Annotated in this window: 19 protein-coding genes; 16 read left to right on the top strand and 3 right to left on the bottom strand. The window is 56.6% G+C overall.

Features of this window, described 5'->3' with window-relative positions:
- Window positions 1–227: 227 nt before the first annotated feature.
- The 9 genes from NBV64_RS11875 (at window position 228) to NBV64_RS11835 (ending at window position 11884) form a co-directional block, all read left to right on the top strand.
- On the top strand, window positions 228–2189 hold the full coding sequence (locus NBV64_RS11875; RefSeq protein WP_035272235.1) for a DNA topoisomerase IV subunit B: 1962 nt from the start codon (window positions 228–230) through the stop codon (window positions 2187–2189).
- A 20-nt stretch (window positions 2190–2209) separates the two neighbouring features.
- On the top strand, window positions 2210–4519 hold the full coding sequence (parC, locus tag NBV64_RS11870; protein WP_009455929.1) for a DNA topoisomerase IV subunit A: 2310 nt from the start codon (window positions 2210–2212) through the stop codon (window positions 4517–4519).
- Window positions 4520–4580: 61 nt separating this feature from the next.
- Entirely contained in the window at window positions 4581–5615 is a 1035-nt protein-coding gene (locus tag NBV64_RS11865; protein WP_009455928.1) for a CDP-6-deoxy-delta-3,4-glucoseen reductase, read from the top strand.
- A 37-nt stretch (window positions 5616–5652) separates the two neighbouring features.
- Complete coding sequence (locus NBV64_RS11860) at window positions 5653–6906, top strand: D-amino acid dehydrogenase (protein WP_021446472.1); 1254 nt, start codon at window positions 5653–5655, stop codon at window positions 6904–6906.
- A 7-nt stretch (window positions 6907–6913) separates the two neighbouring features.
- Entirely contained in the window at window positions 6914–8227 is a 1314-nt protein-coding gene (locus NBV64_RS11855) for an extracellular solute-binding protein (protein ID WP_250755858.1), read from the top strand.
- 103 nt (window positions 8228–8330) lie between these two features.
- Entirely contained in the window at window positions 8331–9320 is a 990-nt protein-coding gene (locus NBV64_RS11850) for a TcpQ domain-containing protein (RefSeq protein ID WP_250755857.1), read from the top strand.
- Entirely contained in the window at window positions 9317–9922 is a 606-nt protein-coding gene (locus tag NBV64_RS11845) for a hypothetical protein (RefSeq protein WP_250755856.1), read from the top strand. The genes NBV64_RS11850 and NBV64_RS11845 overlap by 4 nt, the downstream gene beginning before the upstream one ends.
- A 395-nt stretch (window positions 9923–10317) precedes the next feature.
- Window positions 10318–11409 carry a hypothetical protein gene (locus NBV64_RS11840; protein ID WP_250755855.1) on the top strand — a complete coding sequence of 364 codons (1092 nt, stop codon included), beginning with the start codon at window positions 10318–10320 and terminating at the stop codon, window positions 11407–11409.
- A complete protein-coding gene (locus NBV64_RS11835) occupies window positions 11375–11884 on the top strand; it encodes a hypothetical protein (protein ID WP_250755854.1) in 510 nt (169 codons plus the stop codon). Before NBV64_RS11840 ends, NBV64_RS11835 begins: the two co-directional genes overlap by 35 nt.
- 225 nt (window positions 11885–12109) lie before the next feature.
- On the opposite strand, the gene NBV64_RS11830 is transcribed toward NBV64_RS11835, so the two are convergent.
- Complete coding sequence (locus NBV64_RS11830; protein WP_009455921.1) at window positions 12110–13342, bottom strand: urate hydroxylase PuuD; 1233 nt, start codon at window positions 13340–13342, stop codon at window positions 12110–12112.
- A 58-nt stretch (window positions 13343–13400) separates the two neighbouring features.
- Window positions 13401–13754: a hydroxyisourate hydrolase gene (gene uraH / locus NBV64_RS11825; RefSeq protein WP_009455919.1), complete on the bottom strand. Its 354-nt coding sequence runs from the start codon at window positions 13752–13754 to the stop codon at window positions 13401–13403.
- Window positions 13755–14037: 283 nt separating this feature from the next.
- Here uraH and NBV64_RS11820 point away from each other — a divergent pair, with 283 nt between their 5' ends.
- The 7 genes from NBV64_RS11820 to trmD all read left to right on the top strand — a co-directional run bounded on the left by NBV64_RS11820 (window position 14038) and on the right by trmD (window position 20702).
- Window positions 14038–14715 (top strand): GntR family transcriptional regulator, encoded by a 678-nt coding sequence (locus tag NBV64_RS11820; RefSeq protein ID WP_250755853.1) that lies wholly within the window; start codon window positions 14038–14040, stop codon window positions 14713–14715.
- Window positions 14716–14726: 11 nt separating this feature from the next.
- On the top strand, window positions 14727–15659 hold the full coding sequence (gene puuE, locus NBV64_RS11815; RefSeq protein WP_021446474.1) for an allantoinase PuuE: 933 nt from the start codon (window positions 14727–14729) through the stop codon (window positions 15657–15659).
- Between the two features lie 284 nt (window positions 15660–15943).
- The gene (gene alaS, locus NBV64_RS11810) at window positions 15944–18571 is read left to right on the top strand and encodes an alanine--tRNA ligase (RefSeq protein WP_250755852.1); all 2628 of its coding nucleotides are present in this window, start codon (window positions 15944–15946) and stop codon (window positions 18569–18571) included.
- On the top strand, window positions 18571–18825 hold the full coding sequence (locus NBV64_RS11805; protein WP_009455909.1) for a sulfurtransferase TusA family protein: 255 nt from the start codon (window positions 18571–18573) through the stop codon (window positions 18823–18825). The genes alaS and NBV64_RS11805 overlap by 1 nt, the downstream gene beginning before the upstream one ends.
- Window positions 18826–18961: 136 nt before the next feature.
- Window positions 18962–19222, top strand: a complete 261-nt coding sequence (gene rpsP, locus NBV64_RS11800; protein WP_009455906.1) for a 30S ribosomal protein S16 — start codon at window positions 18962–18964, stop codon at window positions 19220–19222.
- A gap of 33 nt (window positions 19223–19255) precedes the next feature.
- A complete protein-coding gene (gene rimM / locus NBV64_RS11795) occupies window positions 19256–19855 on the top strand; it encodes a ribosome maturation factor RimM (RefSeq protein WP_060185248.1) in 600 nt (199 codons plus the stop codon).
- Between the two features lie 88 nt (window positions 19856–19943).
- The gene (gene trmD / locus NBV64_RS11790; protein ID WP_035272257.1) at window positions 19944–20702 is read left to right on the top strand and encodes a tRNA (guanosine(37)-N1)-methyltransferase TrmD; all 759 of its coding nucleotides are present in this window, start codon (window positions 19944–19946) and stop codon (window positions 20700–20702) included.
- Between the two features lie 72 nt (window positions 20703–20774).
- Here the strand turns inward: trmD and NBV64_RS11785 are convergent, their stop codons facing one another.
- On the bottom strand, window positions 20775–21743 hold the full coding sequence (locus NBV64_RS11785; RefSeq protein ID WP_250755851.1) for a DMT family transporter: 969 nt from the start codon (window positions 21741–21743) through the stop codon (window positions 20775–20777).
- Window positions 21744–21800 lie beyond the last annotated feature (57 nt).

Raw genomic sequence — 21800 nt, 5'->3', positions numbered from 1 at the left:
ATACAAAAAAAGTGAGAATAACGAAAAACTATACGTGTGGCGTGACCTGAGCACAATGTATTCTACGGCCAATTGCGACGGTCTTGTTGCCAATTTTTGACAGGATACCATTGCGTCTGGTTGATAATGTGCATTCGCTGCGCAACGCGCGCCAATAAAGCGTTTCCCCACTGGCGCCTAACCACTCGTAAAATAGCGTTTTTCTGTACGATCTACCGGGAATCAAGTTGTCTACTACACGTTACGACGAATCTTCTATACGGGTGCTCAAAGGGCTGGAACCGGTCCGTCAGCGCCCGGCCATGTATACCCGCACGGATAATCCCCTGCATATTGTGCAGGAGGTCATCGATAACGCGGCCGACGAAGCCCTGGCTGGTTTTGCCCGCACACTGACTGTCACCTTGCTGGAGGACGGCGGCATACAGGTTGAGGATGACGGGCGCGGTATTCCTGTTGGCTTGCACCCTGAAGAAAATGCGCCGGTGGTTGAACTGGTGTTCACGCGACTGCATGCCGGGGGCAAGTTTGACAAGCTCAATGGTGGTGCCTACGCCTTTTCCGGCGGTTTGCACGGGGTGGGTGTGTCGGTGACCAACGCCTTGTCTCGTCGCCTGGAAGTGCTGGTCTGGCGTGACGGACAAGCCAACGAGATTGTGTTTGCCGACGGCGAGCTGGAACAGCCCCTGACCCAAACGGGCACGGTGGCCAAGCGCAAGACGGGTACCCGTGTGCGGGTCTGGCCCGATGCCAAATATTTTGACTCCGCCCAGATTCCTCTGGCCCAACTGACCCATATCCTGCATAGCAAGGCCGTCCTGCTGGAAGGCGTGACGGTGGAACTGGTGCAGCAAAAAACCGGTCAGCGCCAGCAGTGGCGCTATGAGGACGGTTTGCGCGGTTACCTGCAGGAGGAAATGGAAGGGGTGGAGCTGCTGGTTCCCCTGTTTGAGGGCCGCCAGTACGCCCCGCAAGATGACGATAATTTCTCCGCCGGCGAAGGTGCGCATTGGGTGGTGGCCTGGGCGCTGGACTCCAATATTGTGCGTGAGTCCTATGTCAATCTGATCCCAACCCCAGCGGGGGGAACACACGAATCGGGCTTGCGCGATGGCTTGTATCAAGCCGTGCGCAGTTTTGCCGAACTGCATAGCCTGATTCCCAAAGGCGTCAAGCTGCAGGCCGAGGACGTCTTTGCCCGTGCCAGCTTTGTGCTCTCGGCCAAAGTGCTGGACCCGCAGTTTCAAGGGCAGATCAAGGAAAAGCTCAATAGCCGTGACGCCGTGCGTCTGGTCAGTGGCTATGTGCGCAATGCGCTGGAACTGCATCTGCATGCCAATGTGGATCAGGGTCGCAAATTGGCTGAAGTGGCGGTGCGTCAGGCTCAGGCCCGTACCCGTTCGGCGCAGAAAGTGGAGAAACGCAAGAGCTCGGGCGTGGCCGTGTTGCCCGGCAAGCTGACGGATTGCGAGTCGCACGATCTGGAAAGTTCGGAACTGTTTCTGGTCGAGGGTGACTCGGCTGGCGGTTCGGCCAAGATGGGCCGTGACAAGGAATTTCAGGCTATCTTGCCCCTGCGCGGCAAGGTTCTGAACGCTTGGGAGGTCGATAAGGACCGCTTGTTCGCTAACCAGGAAATTCACGATATTTCCGTGGCGATCGGCGTGGACCCGCACGACGCCCAGTCCGAGCCGGATCTGTCCGGTTTGCGTTATGGCCGTATCTGTATCCTGTCTGATGCGGACGTGGACGGCTCGCACATTCAGGTGCTGTTGTTGACGCTGTTCTTCCGTCACTTCCCCAAACTGATCGAGGCGGGCCACGTGTATGTGGCGCGTCCCCCCTTGTTCCGCGTAGACGTGCCTGCCGCCGGCAAACGCCCAGCCCGCAAGATCTACTGTCTGGATCAGGGCGAGTTGGACGCGACACTGGAAAAGCTGCGCAACGAAGGTATACGTAACGAGTCCTGGAGCATCAGCCGCTTTAAAGGTCTGGGTGAAATGAGTGCGGAGCAGTTGTGGGATACCACCATGAATCCGGACACCCGCCGCTTGCTGCCTGTGCATTGGGGCGAGGATGGCCTGAGCGATACACAAGCCATGTTCACCATGCTGATGGGCAAGGGTGAGGCCTCGGCCCGCCGAGCCTGGTTGGAAGAAAAAGGCAATTTGGCCGATCTGGACGTCTGAGCCCGACTTAAGAGTTATTTATGGATAGCAATCAATTGGATTTTGAACCGGCGGGATCGGACGATAGCATCACGCTGGCGACTTACGCGGAACAGGCTTATCTGGATTACGCCGTTTCAGTGGTACGTGGACGTGCCTTGCCCGATCTGACCGATGGCCAGAAGCCGGTACAACGCCGCATTTTGTACGCGATGGATGCCATGGGTCTGGGCCCGACGGCCAAGCCCGTGAAATCGGCCCGTGTGGTGGGGGATGTGCTGGGTAAATATCACCCGCACGGTGACCAGGCGGCCTATGACGCCATGGTGCGTATGGCGCAGGATTTTGTGCTGCGTTATCCGCTGGTAGACGGGCAGGGCAACTTTGGCTCGCGCGACGGCGACAATGCCGCCGCCATGCGTTACACGGAAGCACGTTTGACACCGTTCTCGCGTCTGCTGCTGGACGAGCTGGACGAAGGCACAGTGGACTTCATCCCCAACTACGATGGCAGCCAGAAAGAGCCGGTGACTTTGCCTGCACGCCTGCCCATCATGCTGCTTAACGGCGCATCGGGGATTGCCGTCGGGATGGCGACCGAGATTCCTTCGCACAACCTGCGCGAAGTGGCCCAGGCTTGCGTCAGCCTGTTGCGCAACCCGAATTTGAGCGATCAGGAAATCCATGAGATCGTCCCCGGCCCGGACTTTGCCGGTGGTGGTCAGATCATTTCCGCTGCTGACGATATTGCGGCGGTGTACGCCCAAGGCCGTGGTTCCATCAAGGCTCGTGCCCGTTGGGTATTCGAGGAAATGGCCCGTGGCCAATGGCAATTGGTCGTCACAGAATTGCCGCCCGGCAGCTCCTCCCAGCAGATTCTGGAAGAGATTGAAGAGCGCACCAACCCCAAGGTCAAGGCTGGCAAGAAATCGCTGAGCACCGAGCAACAGCAAACCAAAGCCTTGATGCTGAACATGCTTGATGCCGTGCGTGACGAGTCGGGTAAGCAGGCTGCGGTGCGCCTGGTCTTTGAACCCAAATCCCGCGCGATTGATCGGGACGAGTTTGTGACCACCTTGCTGGCGCAGACCAGTCTGGAGCGCAACGTCTCCATCAACCTGGTATGTATTGATACGGATGGCCGTCCCGGTCAGCGTTCCTTGCGCCAGGTCTTGCTGAACTGGCTGGAATTCCGCCGTCACACGATGGAGCGTCGTACTCGCTACCGTCTGGATAAGGTCACCGACCGTATTCATGTGCTGCAAGGGCGCATGGTGGTGTACCTGAATGTGGATGAAGTCATCCAAACTATTCGTGAATCCGACGAGCCGCGTGCCGCCCTGATGGAGCGCTTTGATCTGAGCGAGCGTCAGGCCGACGATATTCTGGAAATGCGCTTGCGTCAGTTGGCGCGTCTGGAAGGCTTCAAGATCGAGAAAGAGCTGAAAGAGCGTCTGGACGAGCAGGAGTCTTTGCAAAAGCTGCTGGATGATCCCAAAGCCTTGAAGCGTCTGATGATTCGTGAGATTGAAGCAGACGTTAAAACCTATGGTGATGACCGTCGTACCCTGATTGAAGCGGCCGAGCGCGCTGTGCTGGAAACCAAGGTGGTTGACGAGCCGGTTACCGTGATTGTGTCGCGCAAAGGCTGGCTGCGTTCACGCCAGGGCCATGGCCATGACGCCTCGCAATTCAGCTTCAAGACTGGCGATGGCTTGCGCGATGCGCTGGAGTGTCGCAGTACCACGGACCTGGTCGCCATCGGCACCGATGGCCGGGTCTATACTGTTCCGGTCTCCAGTTTGCCTTCAGCGCGTGGCGATGGTCAGCCCATTACCTCCATGATTGAAGTCAGCCCCAGTGCGCCCATTGAGCATATTCTGGGGGCGCCTTTGGATCAGAACTACTTGCTGGCTGCCTGCGACGGTTACGGTTTTGTGGCTTCTCAGGGCGACATGAATACACGGCAGAAAGCGGGCAAGCAGTTTGTCACCGTCGAGGATGGCAAAAAGCTGCTCAAGCCCTTGGCCTTGCGCCCGGATGATCAGTACGTGGGCCTGCTCAGCGAGCAGGGACGTTTCCTGGTGGTGGACATCAAGGAGTTGAAAGTGCTGTCCAAAGGGGGGCGTGGCACGGTGCTGATCAAACTGAACGAGGGCGATACGCTCAGTCAATGGGTTGCCTTTGGTGAGGCGGGTCTGGCCGTCAGCGGAGTGAACCGCAAGCGTCTGTCGACCATTGTGATGGATCTGGACATGCTGGCCAATTATCTGGGCAAGCGGGCAGGCAAGGGCAAGGCCCTGTCGCTCAAATTGAACGACCCTGTGCTGCATCGGCCTGAAGAGTCCTGAATTTATATAGCCGCCGGAGGCTGGCCCTCCGCCTGATCGATTTCTTTTTTGAGTGTTGGATATGAGTTTCAAAGTCACGGTTCAGCCCAGCGGGCACAGTTTTGACGTACAGCCCGGACAGTCTGTGCTGGATGGCGCGCTGAATGCAGGCATTGTCTTGCCCTATAGCTGCCGCAATGGCACCTGTTCGTCTTGCCGTGGCAAGGTTATTGAAGGTGAATACGATGCAGGCCGTGCGCCCGAGCAATTGCTGAGCGAAGAGGATCGCGCTGCAGGCTACACCCTGTTTTGTCAGGCCAAGCCCAGCAGCGACATGTTGATCGAATCGCACGAAATTCGCATGGCGACTGATATCCAGATTCGTAAAATGCCGTCGCGCGTGGTGGGTCTGGAAAAAGTACGTGATGATGTGATGGTGGTGCGTCTGCAAATGCCATCGTCCGAGCCATTCCGATACTACCCCGGCCAATATTTGGAATTCATCCTGAAAGACGGCAGCCGTCGTAGCTATTCCATGGCGACGCCACCACGGGAAGACAATCAGGTGGAATTGCATATCCGTCACATGCCCGGTGGTGTGTTTACCGACCACGTGTTCGGTGCCGGTGCTACGGCCATGAAAGAGCGCGAGATTCTGCGCGTGGAAGCACCTTTGGGTTCTTTCTTCCTGCGCGAAGATAGCGCGGCTCCTATGGTTTTCCTGGCCAGCGGTACAGGTTTTGCTCCGATCAAGGCCTTGATCGAGCGCCTGATTCAAACCGGCAGCCAGCGCGAAGTCGCCCTGTACTGGGGCGGGCGTCGACCCAAGGATCTGTACCAGTCCGAACTGGCCGAGAAATGGGCCAGTGAACTGCCTAACTTGCGTTTCATTCCGGTGATTTCCGACGCTCAGCCTGAAGATGGCTGGACAGGTCGTACGGGCTTTGTGCATCAGGCGGTACTGGCTGATTTGCCGGATTTGTCGGCCTGGCAGGTGTACGCCTGTGGCGCGCCGGGTATGGTTGAAGCAGCCCGCAAGGACTTTGTGGAGCAGGCTCAACTGAATCCGGACAATTATTTTGCAGATGCCTTTACGTCGCTGGCAGACGTCAAGTAAGCGTCTTGATCAATAGCTCAACAAGCGGACAGTACACATGAAAGTAGCAGTTCTGGGCAGCGGCATTATTGGGGTATCAACTGCCTGGTGGCTCAGCCAGCAAGGTTGTGAGGTGGTGGTCGTGGATCGGGGAACCGGTCCCGCGCAGGAAACCTCGCGTGCCAATGGCGGGCAAATCTCGGTCTCGTATGCCGAGCCCTGGGCCAACCCGAAAATGCCGCTCAAACTGCTGAAATGGTTGTTGCAGGACGATGCTCCCTTGTTGTTCCGTCCGCGTCTGGACCTGCGCCAGTGGCGCTGGTGCCTGTCTTTCTTGCGAGAGTGCCTGCCGGGGCGGGTTGCGCCCAATGTGCGCGCGCTGGTGGCCATGGCGGAATACAGCCGCAGCACGCTCAAGCAATTGCGTCCCAGCCTGGATTTTGATTATCGCCATCAGGAAAAAGGCATCATTACGTTTTACCGGGATGCCCAAAGCCTGGACGACTCCCAGCAAATGGCCGACGTCATGCGAGATATGGGAGTGGACCGCCGCATCATGAGCGTGGACGAACTGGTGCAGCTGGAGCCTGCCCTGGCATCAGCGCGCGGCCAGATCGTGGGTGGCGACTACACCAAAGACGATGAGTCGGGCGATGCCAATCAATTCACCTGCGGTTTGGCGGCCATGGCCAGGCGAGCCGGAGTGGAGTTTCGCTTTTCTACTCAAATCACCCGTTTGCTGACGGCCAAGGGCCGAGTGGTGGGGGTCGAGGTTATAGGCGCGGATGGTGCGTACGACTCCATACAGGCAGACGCCTTCGTGGTGGCCATGGGCAGTTTCAGCCCTACCGTCCTGCAGCCGCTGGGAATTTCCTGCCCCGTTTATCCGGCCAAAGGCTATTCGGCCACCTTCCCGGTGCTGGTCCCCGAGGGCGCGCCTACTGTCAGCCTGACAGATAAAGATCACAAACTGGTTTTTTCCCGCCTGGGCGATAGCCTGCGGGTTGCTGGAACGGCCGAATTGTCGGGCTATACGCGTAGCTTGAACCCCGCCCGCTGTCAGGCTTTGTTAACGCATGTGGCTGATCTGTTCCCAAGCGCATTGGATTTTGATAATGTTCATTTCTGGTCAGGACTGCGTCCTGCCACAGCATCAAATGTCCCACTGATAGGCCGATCCTCCATTCCCAACCTGTACCTGAATACCGGGCATGGCACCTTGGGGTGGACCATGGGCATAGGCTCTGGCCGAGCCTTGGCGGACCTGGTCATGGGGCACAAACCCGAACCTGAATTTCCTTTTTTATCTTGAAGGATGTATGAAAAATCTACGCGGATTACTGTTGAAACGTGGTGTTATGGCTTTGGCGATGGCAGCGGGTGGCTCAGCCGCTTTGCTGTTCGGGTCGACCGCCCTGGCAGCCGTTGATATTCAGGTCTGGACCGCTTTGAACTCGCACAATCAGGACGAGTTCGAACGCTTGGTTCGGGATTTCAATCGTAGCCAGAGCGACGTCAAGGTGTCGGTCAAGGCGCATGACACAGAGGCCTCTTTGGAGCAGGTCATGCAAGCGGGCAAGGATTTGCCCAATCTGGTGCAGTTAGGCGAGATGTCCGGCCTGGACGAGGTCGCCGATCGCCCCTACATCATGCCCATGCACACCTTGCTGGCTCGGGAAAAAATGGACAATGTGTCCTGGTTCCTGGCCTCGAATTCCTTTGTGCGCAATGGCCGTGGCCAATTGCAAGGCTTCCCCTACATGGCCGAAATTCCGGTCATGTACTACAACCTGGAAGCGTTTGATAAAGCCAAGATCGAGCCTCCCGTGCCCAGCCGCGTCTGGCTGGACTTGCAAGCTCAACTGGTTGATCTGGCCAATAAAGGCTCGCGCCGTTGTCCTTTGACCTCCGACCAGTCTGTCTCCATCAACCTGGAAAACCTGGCAGCGGTTAATAACCAGATTTACGGTCTGGCACCCGGCCCCAAGGTTAAAGGCAAAGTGGGCTTTGATTTTGACGTGATGTATATCCGTCACTTGTCCATGATGATCAGCTGGGTGAAATCCGAGCTGATGGTCAAACCCGGCACCTTGCCCGAGTCGCCCCAGCGTTTTGCCAAGGGTGAATGTGCAGTCATGTTCTCCAACTCCGGCCATATCGGTGAGTACAGCGACACGCGCGGCCTGAAGTACGCTGTGACTGGTCTGCCTTACTACCCTGAAGTCACCCAAACCCCCGGCAAGCCTTTTGTGACCGGCTCGGCGCTGTGGGCGGTGAAAGGCCATAACGCTGAACAGAACCAGGCCTCGGCCCGCTTCATCAGCTGGTTGGCCCAGCCAGAGAATGCCGCTCGCTGGTATCAGAAAACAGGCTTTTTGCCTGTAAGCCGTGAAGCCTTTAACGCGACGGGTAGCGACTACTACAAGGACAAGGGCGACTGGATGCACCTGGTGGGCGCCTACAGCAGCGGTACATCGGGTACAGCCAAGGGCAACTTCCGTAACTACCGCCAGATTCGCGCCGTGTTCAACCAGAGCCTGGAAAGCGCGCTGGACGGTCAGCAACCTGCCATGACGGCCTTGCGTACCGCCGCCACGGAAGCCAACCGACTGGTGGCTCAGAAAGGACGCTGATTTATCTGTGCGTACAAGCCGATCTAGCGGCTTGAGCGAGCATCCTTGAAGATAAACCCCATGCCCTTGACGGGACATGGGGTTTTTTCTTTGGGTGCTCGCAATGCGTTTTCTTGTCCGTTTCTGCGTCTTGCTGATGTGTGGCCTGGGGTTGTCTGCCTGTCAGACCAGTCAGGGGCCTGATGGCCTGTTGGCTGATCCGGGAACACGCGTCTTTAACTTCGATTGGCGCTTGTCTGGCGACCCTCAAGTCGGCCCTATGCAGGTGTTTGATAATGGCAGGCGTATCTGGCTGCATTTTGCACCGGAGCAGATGCTGCCGGCGGTGTTGGGGCGCAGGAATGGACAGGAAACGCTGCTGTCTTTGAAGCCCTTGGGGCAGTTTCAAGTGATTGAAGGCCTGTGGACGGAGTTGATATTTCGGGCCGGACGAGCACAGGCGCAGGCTAGTTTAGGGCGCAAGAGTGCCCATGCAGAAGTTGCTGCATTATTTGACGTAGAGGCATCGGATGCCTTGCCACAGGACCGTAGTCAACAGAAGGATCAGCAGCAAGCCCGAGCCAGTCTCTCCCAGCGTAGTGATTCTTCGCCAAGCCATTTCCCCCTAAGTCGTTCCGATATCCGCTCTTCCGAGCAAAGTAGTCTGTTTTCTGGAAAGCCCGCGCCAGATTGGATGGCGGCTCAAGTGAAGGAGGGCGAGTCTGCCCCTGGGAATGTGTTGCAGACACAAGCCTTTCAAGCCCGTTCAGAGTTGCTGCCAGTCTCAGCTCCTGGTGTGGATGCACAGTCCATTGCAGAGCCTGTTTTTGAACTGCGAATCAAGGATAGAACCTTGAGGCAGGCATTAGTCCGATGGGCTAAGCAAGCGCAATGGGTTTTTGCACCTGAGCATTGGACTTTGGAGGTTGATTTCCCTATCAAGGCGGCGGCTCGCTTTGAGGGGGACTTTGAGACTGCTGTGGCTCAGTTGTTGGCGGCTGCCCAACTGAATGCTCATCCTTTGCAGGCCTGTTTTTACTCAAATCAGGTGCTCAGGATTCTGGCTTGGCCGCAAGCCTGTGATCCCAGTGCTTCGCCCGAGGGACAGTCATGAATTATCTCTGTCTCTTGCTTTTGCCGCTGATAGCGGCTTGCAGCTTGCAAACAGCAGGGCAGCATGTTGATCAGGCTCAGGCTCAGGCATGGCTGGATGATGCCGTGGTGTTGGATGGCAATAGTCCATCCTCCGTGGCACATGCACAGTCTGTCGACAAGCCCTGGTTGCTGGGGGCGGCCGTGCCTTTACGAAAACAGGCTGCCTTGCCAGCGGCATTGCGCTCCAGACAAACCTTCAGTTTTTCTTTGGAAGCGCCTTTGCCCGATCTGGATGAGCTGGCGCGTCGTTTGTCTTTATTGTCTGATCTGAGCGTTTTCATTAGCCCGCAGGCTCGTTTGCCTTTAACGCATTTCCCGCCACGAACCGCTGGGCAGGAGGGGCCGGAATCGACTCGGCAGGGAGGTCTGATTTTTGAACAACTACGTTTGTCAGCCTTGTTGGATCAGATTGCAGCGGTATATGGCCTGAAGTGGCGTTATCAGGCAGGCCGTATTGAGTTGTATCGCGATGAGAGTTCTCTGGCTTTGGGGCAGCAGTCTGGATTGCGACAAGTAGACGGGTCAGGGACAGGGGGCTTAATTGGTCGAGGTGTGAAATGAGTTCTGTCTTGCCTGAGCGGGAGTACTGGTTTGGGTTGCAGTGGGTGGATGCCAGGGACGGTATGCGGCGGACTCAAAATCGTCGAATGAAGAGATCGTATTGGACTTGCTTGATGGGAGTGAAAGGGGGGCTGAGAGAACAGGCACGTAAGCAAACGGAAAGGCAAATAGAAGAACTACAACAAGTACAGGAAAAGACTGATGAGGATGTAGCAGGACAAAGAGCAGGGCAAACAGCAGGACGAACAGCAGGACGAACAGCAGGGCAGGCAATGGCTTGGGTTCCAAGTTGTTGGCTGAACAGCCGGAGGACCCAATCTGTCTTGCGCTTGGCCCAGAATGGGCCTTCAAGAGCCAGACTAACGCGAGTTCAGGCTTATTCTGCGGCTGCCTGTATGGCTGCCCACCACCCTCAGGACGCAGTTTTTCTTTTATGGACGGTGGCTCCTGGCCGTTTGTGGTTTCTGGTGCTTGAACATGGTCAGGTGATGGAAGGTAGCGATTGCCTCCTGGCTCAGATCGGGCAAGTGCAGACCTTGCGGCGGGCCATGCAGGCGCGTTATCCCTCTATACGTGAACTGCGGCAACCTGCTGATTTATGGGTCTGTCTGGAACAGGGCAGAAGACCGCAGGGCCGTATGCTGCGCCAGCCTGTCAGGCATGTTGGTGGGTGTGAAAAGATCCCGCTTCGTCTGGCGGTTCTTTCTTTGCTGGTGTTGGCTACGCTTGGAAGCGTGTTCTCCCTTGATCTTCGGGCTCGCTTGGCTGCCATGGCGTCTGATTGGGAGCAAAGTCCATCACAGGAAGAGCATGGTTTGACGAGTATTCAATCTGTGTTGGGCTTGATTGAGGAGCTTCCTGCTCAGGGGGCAGACTGGCAATTGCAGCAGGTGGATTGTCGCCGTCAGGCCGGCCTGTGGGAGTGCAGGGCACATTACGGGTTTGAGGATGTGCAAAGTTTTAGTGCGGCCATGAATAGCCAGATTCGTGAGCCGAATGTGCTGGAGTTCACCGGCTTGGGGCAGGGGGCTTTGAGTATCCGGCGCGGGTATCAGACATGGATTCCTCAGCTCTTGGAAACGAAAGATCATACGCGAATGCCAACTGCGGCATCTCCAGGTTTGCATGCCAAGCTGGCGGCCCTGCAGCCTGCTTTTATGCGCTTGTCATTGAGCCCCGCTCAGTGGGTTGAATCCTCCGCCGAAAATGAGCAAACAAGGGCAGGCGTGTGGCGCCGTTCCTGGCTCAGCCAATCGCCTCTGCGCTCGGTGTACTTACTGGCGGCCCAGCTTCCTGAACTGCACTGGGAGCGTATGAGCTTGTCATTGAATTCGCGGTCTTACCCCTCGCTGCTGGGCAGCGCTTTTATCGTGGAGCTGGAAGGCTATGTTTATGAATCTGCGCAGCGGGATCTGGCTGATCAGGATCTGGCCGATTACATGCAGACCCCTTTTGAGCATTCTGTTTGGTCTGACGCTGATGTTTAGTGCACCGGCATGGGCGATGGAAACCATGGCGACGATAGTAAGGGAGATGCTGTTGCTGGAAGCCGAACAGGCGAGGCAGAACATGTCGTCCTGCTTGAGGACACCACAGGAGCAAGAGGGGGCGAGTCAGCCTGATGTGGCCAAGAGCAACTCCAGTAAGCCCACCCCTGGATTGAAGCTGAAAGCGATCTATGGAAAAGACACCCAGTTGCTAGCCGAAGTGCAGCATGAGCAGCGTCTGCTCTTGTTTCAGCAAGGACAGCTTTGGCCGATAGGGCGTGAGCGAGATAGGTCCATACGCCTCTTGTCTTTGAGTAGTCGCTGTATTGAGCTTGAAATCGGGCAAACCCAGGCTCAAGCTGCGCAACCGCAACCGCAACCGCAACCGCAACCGCAACCGCAACCGCAACCGCAACCGCAACCGCAACCTGAACTGCAATCCATCAAACTATGTTTGCCTTCCAGGCAGGGTTAAGTGTGACAGGACTTCTGCGATTCGCAGGAGTCCAGGCCTACTGCTTTCCAGGTTTCACGCCTGATTGTTCTTGAGTCAGCAAGGCCGTGGGTTCGTGCAGCAGCAGACCAGACAGGCGGCTCCAGAGACCCTAAGCAAGAAAAAACCCCGACATGATTTTCATCATATCGGGGTTGGAAGTTACTACGGAGCTTGTCGCTCGTCAGGCTTGAGCCTTGTTCTGCATTAGTCGCGGGTACCGCTCCAAGCGGCAATGGCGGCACGCTCTTCGTCGGTCATTTGCGTCATATTGCCCAAGGGCATGTACTTGGAGTGCACCACGGTCTTGACCTGTTCGGCGTGCAGTACCGTGTTGTCGATGGTATCGAGCAACATGCCGGCAGGGGCAGCCGTAAAGCCGAAGTCGGCATTGGGCTTGACCGCGTGACACTGAACACATCGTGCGTCCATGATTTCCTGGACACGGGCAACACTGATTGTTTCCGCACCGTTGGCAGCTTCAGGTGCACTGGCAACTTCACCCTTCAAGCTGGCAGGAGCGGCCAGGTAACCCACGATCAGCAGCAGCACAACACCGGCAGCCGGGTAGGCAGGCTTTTTGATGCCAGCGTGCATCAGCACGAAGTATTGACGGATCAGGGCACCGGCAAAGATGAACAGCACCATGATGATCCACGCATTGGGGTTGTTATACGTGAACGAGTAGTGGTTGCTCAGCATCAGCAGCAGGACAGGCAGCGTGAAGTAGGTATTGTGTACCGAACGCTGTTTGCCGCGCTTGCCATCCAGAGGGTTGGGCGCCTGACCGGCTTTCAGTGCCTTGACCATGCGGCGCTGGCCGGGAATGATCCAGAAGAACACGTTGGCCGACATGCTGGTGGCCATGACAGCACCCGTCAGCAAGAACGCAGCACGACCCGAGAAGATGTGGGCGCTCAGGTAAGCCACGACCACCATCATGATGGCTACTGCCACGCTTAGCAGGCCGTCGCGGTTCATGTTGGGGCTGATCAGGCGGCACAGGCCGTTATAGACCACCCAGCCCAGTACCAGGAAGGCAATGGCCATGACGTTGGCCTGAGTGCCTGTCATTTGGGCCGCCCATTCCCAGGGACTGTTGGGGTTGACCAGATAGAACTCGGGCTTGGTCAGGTAGAGCAGGGCGAACAGGAAGAAGCCGGACAACCAGGTGGTGTAGGACTTCCAGAAAGACCAGTGCAGGTCATCAGGCAGTTCAGCCGGGTTGGTCAGGTATTTCTGGTTGTGATAGAAGCCGCCGCCGTGGACAGCCCACATCTCGCCAAACACACCGCGTTTCTTGCTTTCTTCGCCTTTGGGCGGTTTCAGGCCATTGTCCAGCATCACAAAGTAGATGGACTCGCCGATCCAGGCGACAGCCGCAATCACGTGCAACCAGCGCAACAGCAGGTTGCCGTACTCAAGTAGGTAAGCGTACATAAAGATCTCGTATCAGAGTGGTTTCGTATAGAAGCGAAAAGTCGACTTGGATACGCGATCAGCTGCCGCGATAGGTAGACCAGGACCAGGGGGTCACGACCAGAGGTACGTGGTAATTGGCATTGGCATCAGCGATACCAAAGCGAATGCCGACCTGGTCAACAAAGCGTGGCTCGGGCAGAGCCACACCGCTGGCGGCAAAGTAGTCACCTGCATGGAACACCAGTTCAAAAACGCCCGTGTGCATGGCCTCGCCTTGCAGCAGTGGCTCATCACAGCGACCGTCGCTGTTGGTGTGAGTGGTTTTGATCAGAGTGCGTTGATCGTTTTCGATGGAATAAAGATCGACGCGCACGCCGCTGGCTGGGCGCCCTTGAGTCGTGTCAAGGACATGGGTTGATAACTTTCCCATAAATGTCTCCGGTTTATGGTGATCAAAAAAGGTCCAGCGAGCCCAGTTTTGAGAACCGGCCGGGGGCCAACGGTGCAAGGATCAGTGCGCTGGGTTGAGGCCCCGAAACTGTCGCTCTGTTTGAGGAATCAGATTGTCGACAATTTATGTTGACGATTTTGTCGGGGTACCGAATAATTGTCAATAGTCAATAACGAGAAATTCTATGCTTCAGATACGGCGGCAAGAGGGGATGAGCAGTGAATCCCAAGCGCCCAGCGCCTCCTCGCTGCTAGAGGGAGGCATGGCAGATACTGAGGTCGGGCGTGTTTATAGCCAGATCTTTGATGCGGTCGTTGACCGTCGTCTTTTGCCTGGAACCAAACTGACGGAAGCCACGCTGTGCACGATTTTCGAGTGCTCGCGAGCGACCGTTCGTGCAGCGCTGGCTGCGCTCGAACACGACAAGATTGTGGTTATCGAGCCCAATCGTGGTGCTTTTATCTGGAAGCCGACGGCCAAGCAGACACGGGATGTGTTTGAGCTGAGACGAGACCTGGAAGCGCTGATTCTGAAAAAATTGATCGGCTACCCGGATCTGCCGGAGCGTCTGGCTGGCCTGTATGAAATGGTGGAACGTGAACAGCACGCTTTTGAACACGGCGACCGCATCAGCTGGTTGCGCCTGTCCAACGCGTTTCACGTGATGCTGGCGCGCTGCGCCGGCAACGACGAGTTGACCGAGCTGATGCACACCTTGTGCGCCCGCACCACGCTCATCATTGCCTATCACGACACACCTGGCGAACAGGCTTGCTCGTTTTACGAGCACAAAGAGATTTTGGACAAGCTTAGTCAGGGCGACGCCGACGGCGCGCATCTGGCTATGCATCATCACTTAAGTGATTGTGAACATCGCATGAGCGAAGCGGGTGATGGCAGTGCTGCTGATCCTTGGCTGGCCCTCAGCGTAAAACGCTAAACGGAGACGGTATGTCCTTGAGTAAGTACCCTCGTGACCTGGTTGGTTACGGTAAAAACGTGCCTCATGCACAATGGCCTGATCGGGCGCGCATTGCGGTGCAGTTTGTCTTGAACTATGAAGAAGGCGGCGAGAACTGCGTCCTGCACGGTGATCCGGGCTCTGAACAGTTTCTGTCCGAAATCATTGGTGCGGCGGCTTACCCGGACCGCCACCTGTCCATGGAATCCATTTACGAATACGGCTCGCGTGCCGGTGTCTGGCGGATTCTGAAAGAGTTTGAGAAACGCGGTTTGCCCATGACCATTTTCGGTGTGGGTATGGCGTTGGAGCGTCACCCCGAGCTGGCACAGGAATTCGTGCGCCTGGGGCATGAGATCGCTTGCCATGGCTACCGCTGGATTCACTACCAGAACGTGTCCGAAGAGGTGGAGCGCGAGCATATGCGCCAGTGCGTAAAAGTACTGACGGACCTGCTGGGCCATCACCCTGAAGGCTGGTACACCGGCCGTGACAGCCCCAACACCTTGCGTCTGGTGGCAGAAGAAGGCCAGTTTCTGTACAGCTCCGATTACTATGGTGATGATCTGCCGTTCTGGACCGAGGTTCAACTCAGTGACAATACGGTCAAGCCGCAATTGATCGTGCCTTACACCCTGGATAGCAATGACATGCGCTTTGCGGCTCCTCAGGGCTTTAACACCGGCGATCATTTCTTCTCCTACCTGAAAGACGCGTTTGACGTGCTCTACGAAGAAGGTGAAGAAGCCCCCAAGATGTTGTCCATCGGTTTGCATTGCCGTCTGATTGGCCGTCCTGGCCGCTTCCGTGCCTTGCAGCGCTTCCTGGATTACGTGCAATCGCACGAGCGTGTCTGGGTTTGCCGTCGTGTGGATATTGCTCGTCATTGGGCCGAGCATCATCCCTATCAGCCCAAGGCCTGATCGAGGCAGGGCCAGGGTTCATGCCTCCTGGCCCGTCAGGACGACATCCTGAATATGAGCAGGGTGCCTTCACATTCCGACTCGCCAGGGTCGGAATTGTTGTTTCTGCCCGCTGAAAACAGTACTATTTGACGCTTACGCAGCCGCTCGTACAGGGAGTGTGGCGTCCTGGCTTCTCACTGCTTTGCCGGGGCGGCAGGTGTTGTGCCAGCGCAGCGCGCGCATGGGCTGCAAGGCTGATCGTCTTATAATAGGCAGTTAAATTTTCCATCGCGTTGCATGTAATGAAAACCTCAGAAATTCGTCAGAAGTTTCTTTCTTTTTTTGAATCCAAGGGACATCACATCGTCTCCTCGGCTTCGCTGGTACCAGGCAATGACCCTACCTTGCTGTTCACTAACGCAGGGATGGTGCAGTTCAAAGATGTGTTCACGGGCAAGGAAACCCGCCCCTACAACCGTGCCACCAGCTCTCAGCGCTGTGTTCGTGCCGGTGGCAAGCATAATGACCTGGAAAACGTGGGCTACACCGCCCGCCACCACACCTTTTTTGAAATGCTGGGCAACTTCAGCTTTGGCGACTACTTCAAGCAAGACGCCATTCGCTATGCCTGGGAGCTGCTGACGACGGTTTACAAGCTGCCTGCAGAGAAACTCTGGGTCACCGTCTATCAAGAAGACGATGAGGCCTACGATATCTGGGCTTCGGAAATTGGTGTGCCCAAAGAGCGCATCATCCGCATCGGCGATAAGGGTGGCGTACGCTACAACTCGGACAACTTCTGGCAGATGGCCGATACCGGCCCCTGTGGTCCTTGTTCGGAAATCTTCTACGATCACGGCGCTGACGTTTGGGGTGGCCCTCCCGGATCGCCTGAAGAAGACGGCGACCGCTATATCGAAGTATGGAATCTGGTGTTCATGCAGTTCGAGCGTTCCGCCGACGGCACCATGACGCCGCTGCCCAAGCCTTGTGTGGACACCGGCATGGGCCTGGAGCGTATTTCGGCTGTGCTGCAGCACGTGCATTCCAATTACGAAATCGACCTGTTCCAGTCTCTGATTCAGGCCGCCGCACGCGAAACCAAGACCAGCGACTTGAGCAATAACTCGCTCAAGGTGATTGCTGACCACATCCGTGCTTGCAGCTTTCTGATTATTGACGGGGTCATCCCCAGCAATGAAGGCCGCGGTTATGTGCTGCGCCGTATTATTCGCCGTGCCTTGCGTCACGGTCACAAACTGGGTCAGAAGGGCTTGTTCTTTTACCGTTTGGTACAGGACTTGGGCCTGACCATGGGCGAAGCCTACCCCGAGCTGATTAGCCAGCGCGAGCGTATCGAACAAGTGCTGCGCCAGGAAGAAGAGCGTTTCAGCGAAACGCTGGAAAATGGCATGCGCATTCTGGAAGGCGCTTTGGCCAACCTGCCGGAGAATGCCAAGCTGGACGGCCAGACGCTGTTCACCTTGTACGATACCTACGGTTTCCCCGTGGACTTGACCGCCGACATCTGCCGCGAGCGTGGCATTGAGGTCGATCTGGACGGTTTTGAAGTTGCCATGGAAAACCAGCGTCAGATGGCACGCGCTTCGGGCAAGTTCAAAACAGCCGAAGGCTTGAGCTATTCCGGTGTGCAGACCCGTTTTGATGGCTACACCACCCTGGAAGGCAGCGGCACGGTTACCGCCTTGTATGTGGATGGCACCTCGGTGCAGTCCGTGGCTCAGGGTCAGCAAGCGGTGGTGGTTCTGGATGCCACCCCTTTCTACGCCGAATCCGGCGGTCAGGTGGGGGATGCCGGTATCTTGAGCGATGCCAAGGGCCTGTCCTTTGAAGTGCAAGATACTCAAAAGATTTCCAATCAGGTTTTCGGCCACCAAGGGGTGCTGAACGCAGGCACGCTGACAGTGGGCCAGACCGTTCAAGCCCAGGTGGATACCGAGCGTCGTGAGCGCGTGATCCGTAATCACTCGGCCACGCACTTGATGCACAAGGCCTTGCGCCAGGTGCTGGGCGGTCACGTGCAGCAACGTGGTTCCCTGGTGGACGCCGAAAAGACCCGTTTTGACTTTGCTCACGATGCCGCCATGACGGCCGAGCAAATCGCTCAGGTTGAAGCCATTGTGAATGAGCAGGTTCTGGCTAACCAGGCCGTGCAAGCCCAGCTGATGTCCTTTGATGACGCTGTTAGCGGTGGTGCCATGGCTTTGTTTGGCGAAAAGTACGGCGATGAGGTGCGCGTACTGGATATCGGTTTCTCGCGCGAGCTGTGCGGCGGTACTCACGTTCAACGTACGGGCGATATTGGCCTGTTCAAGATTGTCTCGGAAGGCGGTGTAGCCGCTGGCGTGCGCCGTGTCGAGGCCATCACCGGCACCAACAGCCTGCATTGGGTACAAGCGCAGGAACGCTTGTTGAACGACGCTTCTGCCAGTCTGCGTACGCAGCCGGAGGGTCTGGTTGCCCGTATCAGCGCCTTGCAAGGTCAAATCAAGGATCTGGAGCGCGAGCGCGAACAAATGCAATCCAAGCTGGCTGCTTCGGCAGGCCAGGATCTGCTGGCTCAGGCTGTCCCGTTGAATGACAGCAGCAGCTTGCTGGTTGCCACGTTGCAAGGCGTGGAAGCCAAAGCCTTGCGCGAAATGGCGGATCAGTTGAAGAACAAGCTGCAGTCTGCCGTGATCCTGCTGTCTATCGTGGCAGACGGCAAAGTCAGCCTGGTGGCTGGCGTGACGCCTGACCTGACCTCCAAGGTCAAGGCGGGTGATCTGGTGGGCTTTGTGGCCTCGCAAATGGGCGGGAAGGGCGGTGGTCGTCCTGACATGGCCATGGGCGGCGGTACCGATGCCAGCGTTCTGCCGCAGGCCAATGCCTCGGTGCAGGCCTGGGTTCAAAGTAAATTGGGTGCGTAATGACGATGTCCGAGACCGGCGCATTGCCCAACAGCGATCTGCAGGTTGATGCAAGTGGGCTGAAATGCCCCTTGCCCATCTTGCGTGCCAAGAAAGCCTTGGCACAGCTGGAATCCGGGCAAGTGTTGCAGGTCATCACGACCGATCAGCACGCCATTCAAGATTTTCAGGCTTTTTGTCGCCAAACTGGCAACGAACTGTTGGCTCAAGACCAGCAAGCCGAAAAAACTCTGCATTTTTTACGCCGTCGTTGAGCCGACGGCGGTAGAATACTGCTTTGTCTGTTGCGTATCTAGCACTGAATCTGCTATCTTAGCGTGTTACTTTTGGCATGCTTGCCAGAATAGTGCTAGAATTTTTTGTTTACCTTACACAATAAAGGGATTATCAATGGTGGTAATTCGCTTGGCCCGTGGTGGCTCCAAAAAGCGTCCTTTTTACAACGTAGTAGCCGCCGAGGCGAGCCAACGCCGTGATGGTCGCTTCATCGAACGTCTGGGTTTCTACAACCCCGTTGCTGGCGAAGGTCATGAAAACCTGCGTCTGCAAATGGACCGCGTTAAGCACTTCACCGACAACGGTGCTCAGGTTTCGCCTGCTGTGGCTCGCCTGTTGAAAGAATACTCGGCTAAGGTTGCTTCGGCTGCCTAAGTTGATTCACCTGTTTTTTTAGTAGCGTTTAGTGTGAAGCAATCTGCGATTCCTGCTGACCTTGTTGAGCTCGGTCGTATTGTTTCCGCTTATGGTGTGCGTGGTTGGGTCAAGATCCAGCCGCATTCCATGCAAACCAAGGCGCTGCTGAATGCAAAGACATGGTGGTTAAAAACGCCCCGGCCTGAATCTCAGGCGGGCGTTTTTGCGTCTGTGTCACCCAGACAGATACAAACCGCAAAGCAGCATGGTGCAACCATCGTGGCGCAGTTTGAGGGTTTGGATAATCGAGAGCTGGCTCAAGCTCTCAAGGGGCATACCGTTTGGGTATCCCGTGCCGCTTTCCCCAAAGCGGACGAAGACGAATTTTATTGGGTCGATCTGATCGGCTGCCGCTTCTTTGGCGAGCAGGACGGCCAGGCTGAAAGCCTGGGCGAAGTGGTGGAAGTGCTGGATAACGGCGCGCATGCCATTTTGGTCGTGCACCGCGGCTCCTGGGATGCCGAAGGTGTTTTTACACCTGTAAAGGACGAACAGGGCAGGCCGCTTGAAGAGCTGGTTCCCTTTGTGCAAGCCATTGTGCATACGGTGGATATGTCCGCCCGCGAGCTGCACAGCCACTGGGCGATTTGATCGTTTCAATCCTGCGCACCTGCATGGCTCTGGCCTGACTGGTCGAGCCTTGTAAAGCGTATCCGCTTTTTTCTCTTGCCGAGTCCTCATGCGATTTGATGCCCTGACCCTGTTCCCGGACATGTTTGATGTGGTCAGCGAGGCTGGGGTTACCGGCCGTGCGCACAAACAGGGCATCTGGCAGATGCGGACCTGGAACCCGCGCGACTACACCACTGACGTGCACCGTACCGTAGACGATCGTCCTTACGGCGGTGGCCCAGGCATGGTCATGCTGGCTGACCCCTTGAATGATGCCCTGGATCAGGCTTTGGCTGATCGTGGCGATAGCCCGGCAGTGATTTTGCTAAGTCCCACAGGGCGACGCTTTGACCAGGCTGTGGCTCAGGAACTGGCTCAAGGTCCCGGTGCGGTTCTGGTTTGCGGTCGCTATGAAGGTATCGATCAACGCTTTATTGATGCGCGCGTCACCCAGGAACTGTCTTTGGGGGACTTTGTGCTGTCTGGCGGCGAAATTGCCTCGCTGGCGATTATTGATAGCGTGATTCGGCTTTTGCCCGGCGTGTTGAATGACGCTGACTCGGCTCGTCAGGACTCTTTCCATGCCGACAATAGCGGCTTGCTGGATAGCCCGCATTACACGCGTCCCGAGGTATACCGCGATCAGGCGGTGCCCGACGTGTTGATGTCTGGTCATCATGGTCGTATCCAGGCATGGCGGCGTGAGCAATCCCTGCGTTTGACAGCCTTGCGGCGGCCCGAGTTGATTGAGCAGGCCCGTCAGCGTGGCGAACTTAGCAAGGCAGACGAGCGCTTTTTGGCATCTTTGGCTTCCTTGAGCGAATAGCTTTGTTTAAAGCGTTCGCCAAACCTTAACGGTCCGTTTTTATGCGGGCCGTTTTGTATCTGGGTGACTTTGTTAGTCGTACTGGCCAAGCTGCAGTTGCGAATTTTCCGCAGGGGTGTTGTCCTTGGTATTCAGTGTCTGCCGTCCCCAGCTCATCAGGGCCATCCCGCTAATCGCCAGCAAACCTCCGCCTATCAAGGATGGGTTCAGGGCCTCCTTAAGCCACAGGCTGGACAGTAAAACGCCAAACAGCGGTACCAGGGCTAGGTAGGCGCCTGCGGATGTGGCGCCCAGGCTTTTCACGCCGTGCATATACCAGGCGAAGGCCAGAGCCGTTGAACCCAGGCCCAAGGCCAATACGCTGTACCAGGCTTGGCTTGGCGCATGGATCAGGCTGCCCCAGGCCGAAAGACCCTCCACCCCCAAGCTGCTGATGGACAGCAGCACTGCGCCAATCAATGTGGTCATGCTAGTGGCGGTCAGAGAATCTACGGTGGTCAGTACGGTGCGGCCAATCAAGGTGTAGCTGACCCAGCACAGAGCACAGCCCAGTAATAGCCACTCGCCTATTCCACTCTGGCCCGGCATGAGGCTGCTGATAGAGCCGGCACTCAGGGCATAGAGAGCCCCTGATACGGCCAGGATTACTCCCAGGCTCATCTTTTTGTTGACTGGCTCGCGAAACAACAAAGAGGCCAGAATCAGGATCAGGACCGGGTTCAGGGCAACGACCATGCTGGCCTTGCCTGCTGGCACCAGTTTCAGGGCCAGAAGAAAGAAAATTGAATAGCCAAATACCCCAAAAGCCGAGGCGTTAAGCAGACCTAGCCATTCTCGGGAGTCAAGTGTGCATAGGGCTTTCAGTCGGCCGCTCCAGCTCATCCAAAGCAGCAGTGCGACGCTGGCAATCAGGAAGCGCAGACTGGCTGCCGCCAAAGGCGGCATGGCTTGCGCTACGACTCGGCCCCAGGGCCAGGAAGCTCCCCACAGAGCGGCCATGCCAATCAGAGTTAGGTGTACGGAGTAGTTGGGAGATTTCATTAAAGCCACTATGGAGAAGATTTCAGCAGGGGTACTATTTACTTTTATTGCCTCATA

The organism is Alcaligenes sp. DN25 (assembly GCF_023674485.1).
GTDB lineage: Bacteria > Pseudomonadota > Gammaproteobacteria > Burkholderiales > Burkholderiaceae_B > Alcaligenes > Alcaligenes phenolicus.
The sequence above is the reverse complement of the archived record's forward strand: the minus strand, read 5'-3'. Positions and strand labels throughout refer to the sequence as shown.

Bases quoted from the DNA above. Each gene is read 5' to 3' on its own strand.
- uraH (WP_009455919.1), bottom strand. From the start codon at position 13,754: ATGGGAAAGTTATCAACCCATGTCCTTGACACGACTCAAGGGCGCCCA.
- trmD (WP_035272257.1), top strand. From the start codon at position 19,944: ATGCGATTTGATGCCCTGACCCTGTTCCCGGACATGTTTGATGTGGTC.
- parC (WP_009455929.1), top strand. From the start codon at position 2,210: ATGGATAGCAATCAATTGGATTTTGAACCGGCGGGATCGGACGATAGC.
- alaS (WP_250755852.1), top strand. From the start codon at position 15,944: ATGAAAACCTCAGAAATTCGTCAGAAGTTTCTTTCTTTTTTTGAATCC.
- NBV64_RS11785 (WP_250755851.1), bottom strand. From the start codon at position 21,743: ATGAAATCTCCCAACTACTCCGTACACCTAACTCTGATTGGCATGGCC.
- NBV64_RS11860 (WP_021446472.1), top strand. From the start codon at position 5,653: ATGAAAGTAGCAGTTCTGGGCAGCGGCATTATTGGGGTATCAACTGCC.
- NBV64_RS11855 (WP_250755858.1), top strand. From the start codon at position 6,914: ATGAAAAATCTACGCGGATTACTGTTGAAACGTGGTGTTATGGCTTTG.
- NBV64_RS11840 (WP_250755855.1), top strand. From the start codon at position 10,318: ATGGCTGCCCACCACCCTCAGGACGCAGTTTTTCTTTTATGGACGGTG.
- NBV64_RS11820 (WP_250755853.1), top strand. From the start codon at position 14,038: ATGGCAGATACTGAGGTCGGGCGTGTTTATAGCCAGATCTTTGATGCG.
- NBV64_RS11850 (WP_250755857.1), top strand. From the start codon at position 8,331: ATGCGTTTTCTTGTCCGTTTCTGCGTCTTGCTGATGTGTGGCCTGGGG.
- NBV64_RS11830 (WP_009455921.1), bottom strand. From the start codon at position 13,342: ATGTACGCTTACCTACTTGAGTACGGCAACCTGCTGTTGCGCTGGTTG.
- rpsP (WP_009455906.1), top strand. From the start codon at position 18,962: ATGGTGGTAATTCGCTTGGCCCGTGGTGGCTCCAAAAAGCGTCCTTTT.
- NBV64_RS11805 (WP_009455909.1), top strand. From the start codon at position 18,571: ATGACGATGTCCGAGACCGGCGCATTGCCCAACAGCGATCTGCAGGTT.
- puuE (WP_021446474.1), top strand. From the start codon at position 14,727: ATGTCCTTGAGTAAGTACCCTCGTGACCTGGTTGGTTACGGTAAAAAC.
- NBV64_RS11865 (WP_009455928.1), top strand. From the start codon at position 4,581: ATGAGTTTCAAAGTCACGGTTCAGCCCAGCGGGCACAGTTTTGACGTA.
- NBV64_RS11845 (WP_250755856.1), top strand. From the start codon at position 9,317: ATGAATTATCTCTGTCTCTTGCTTTTGCCGCTGATAGCGGCTTGCAGC.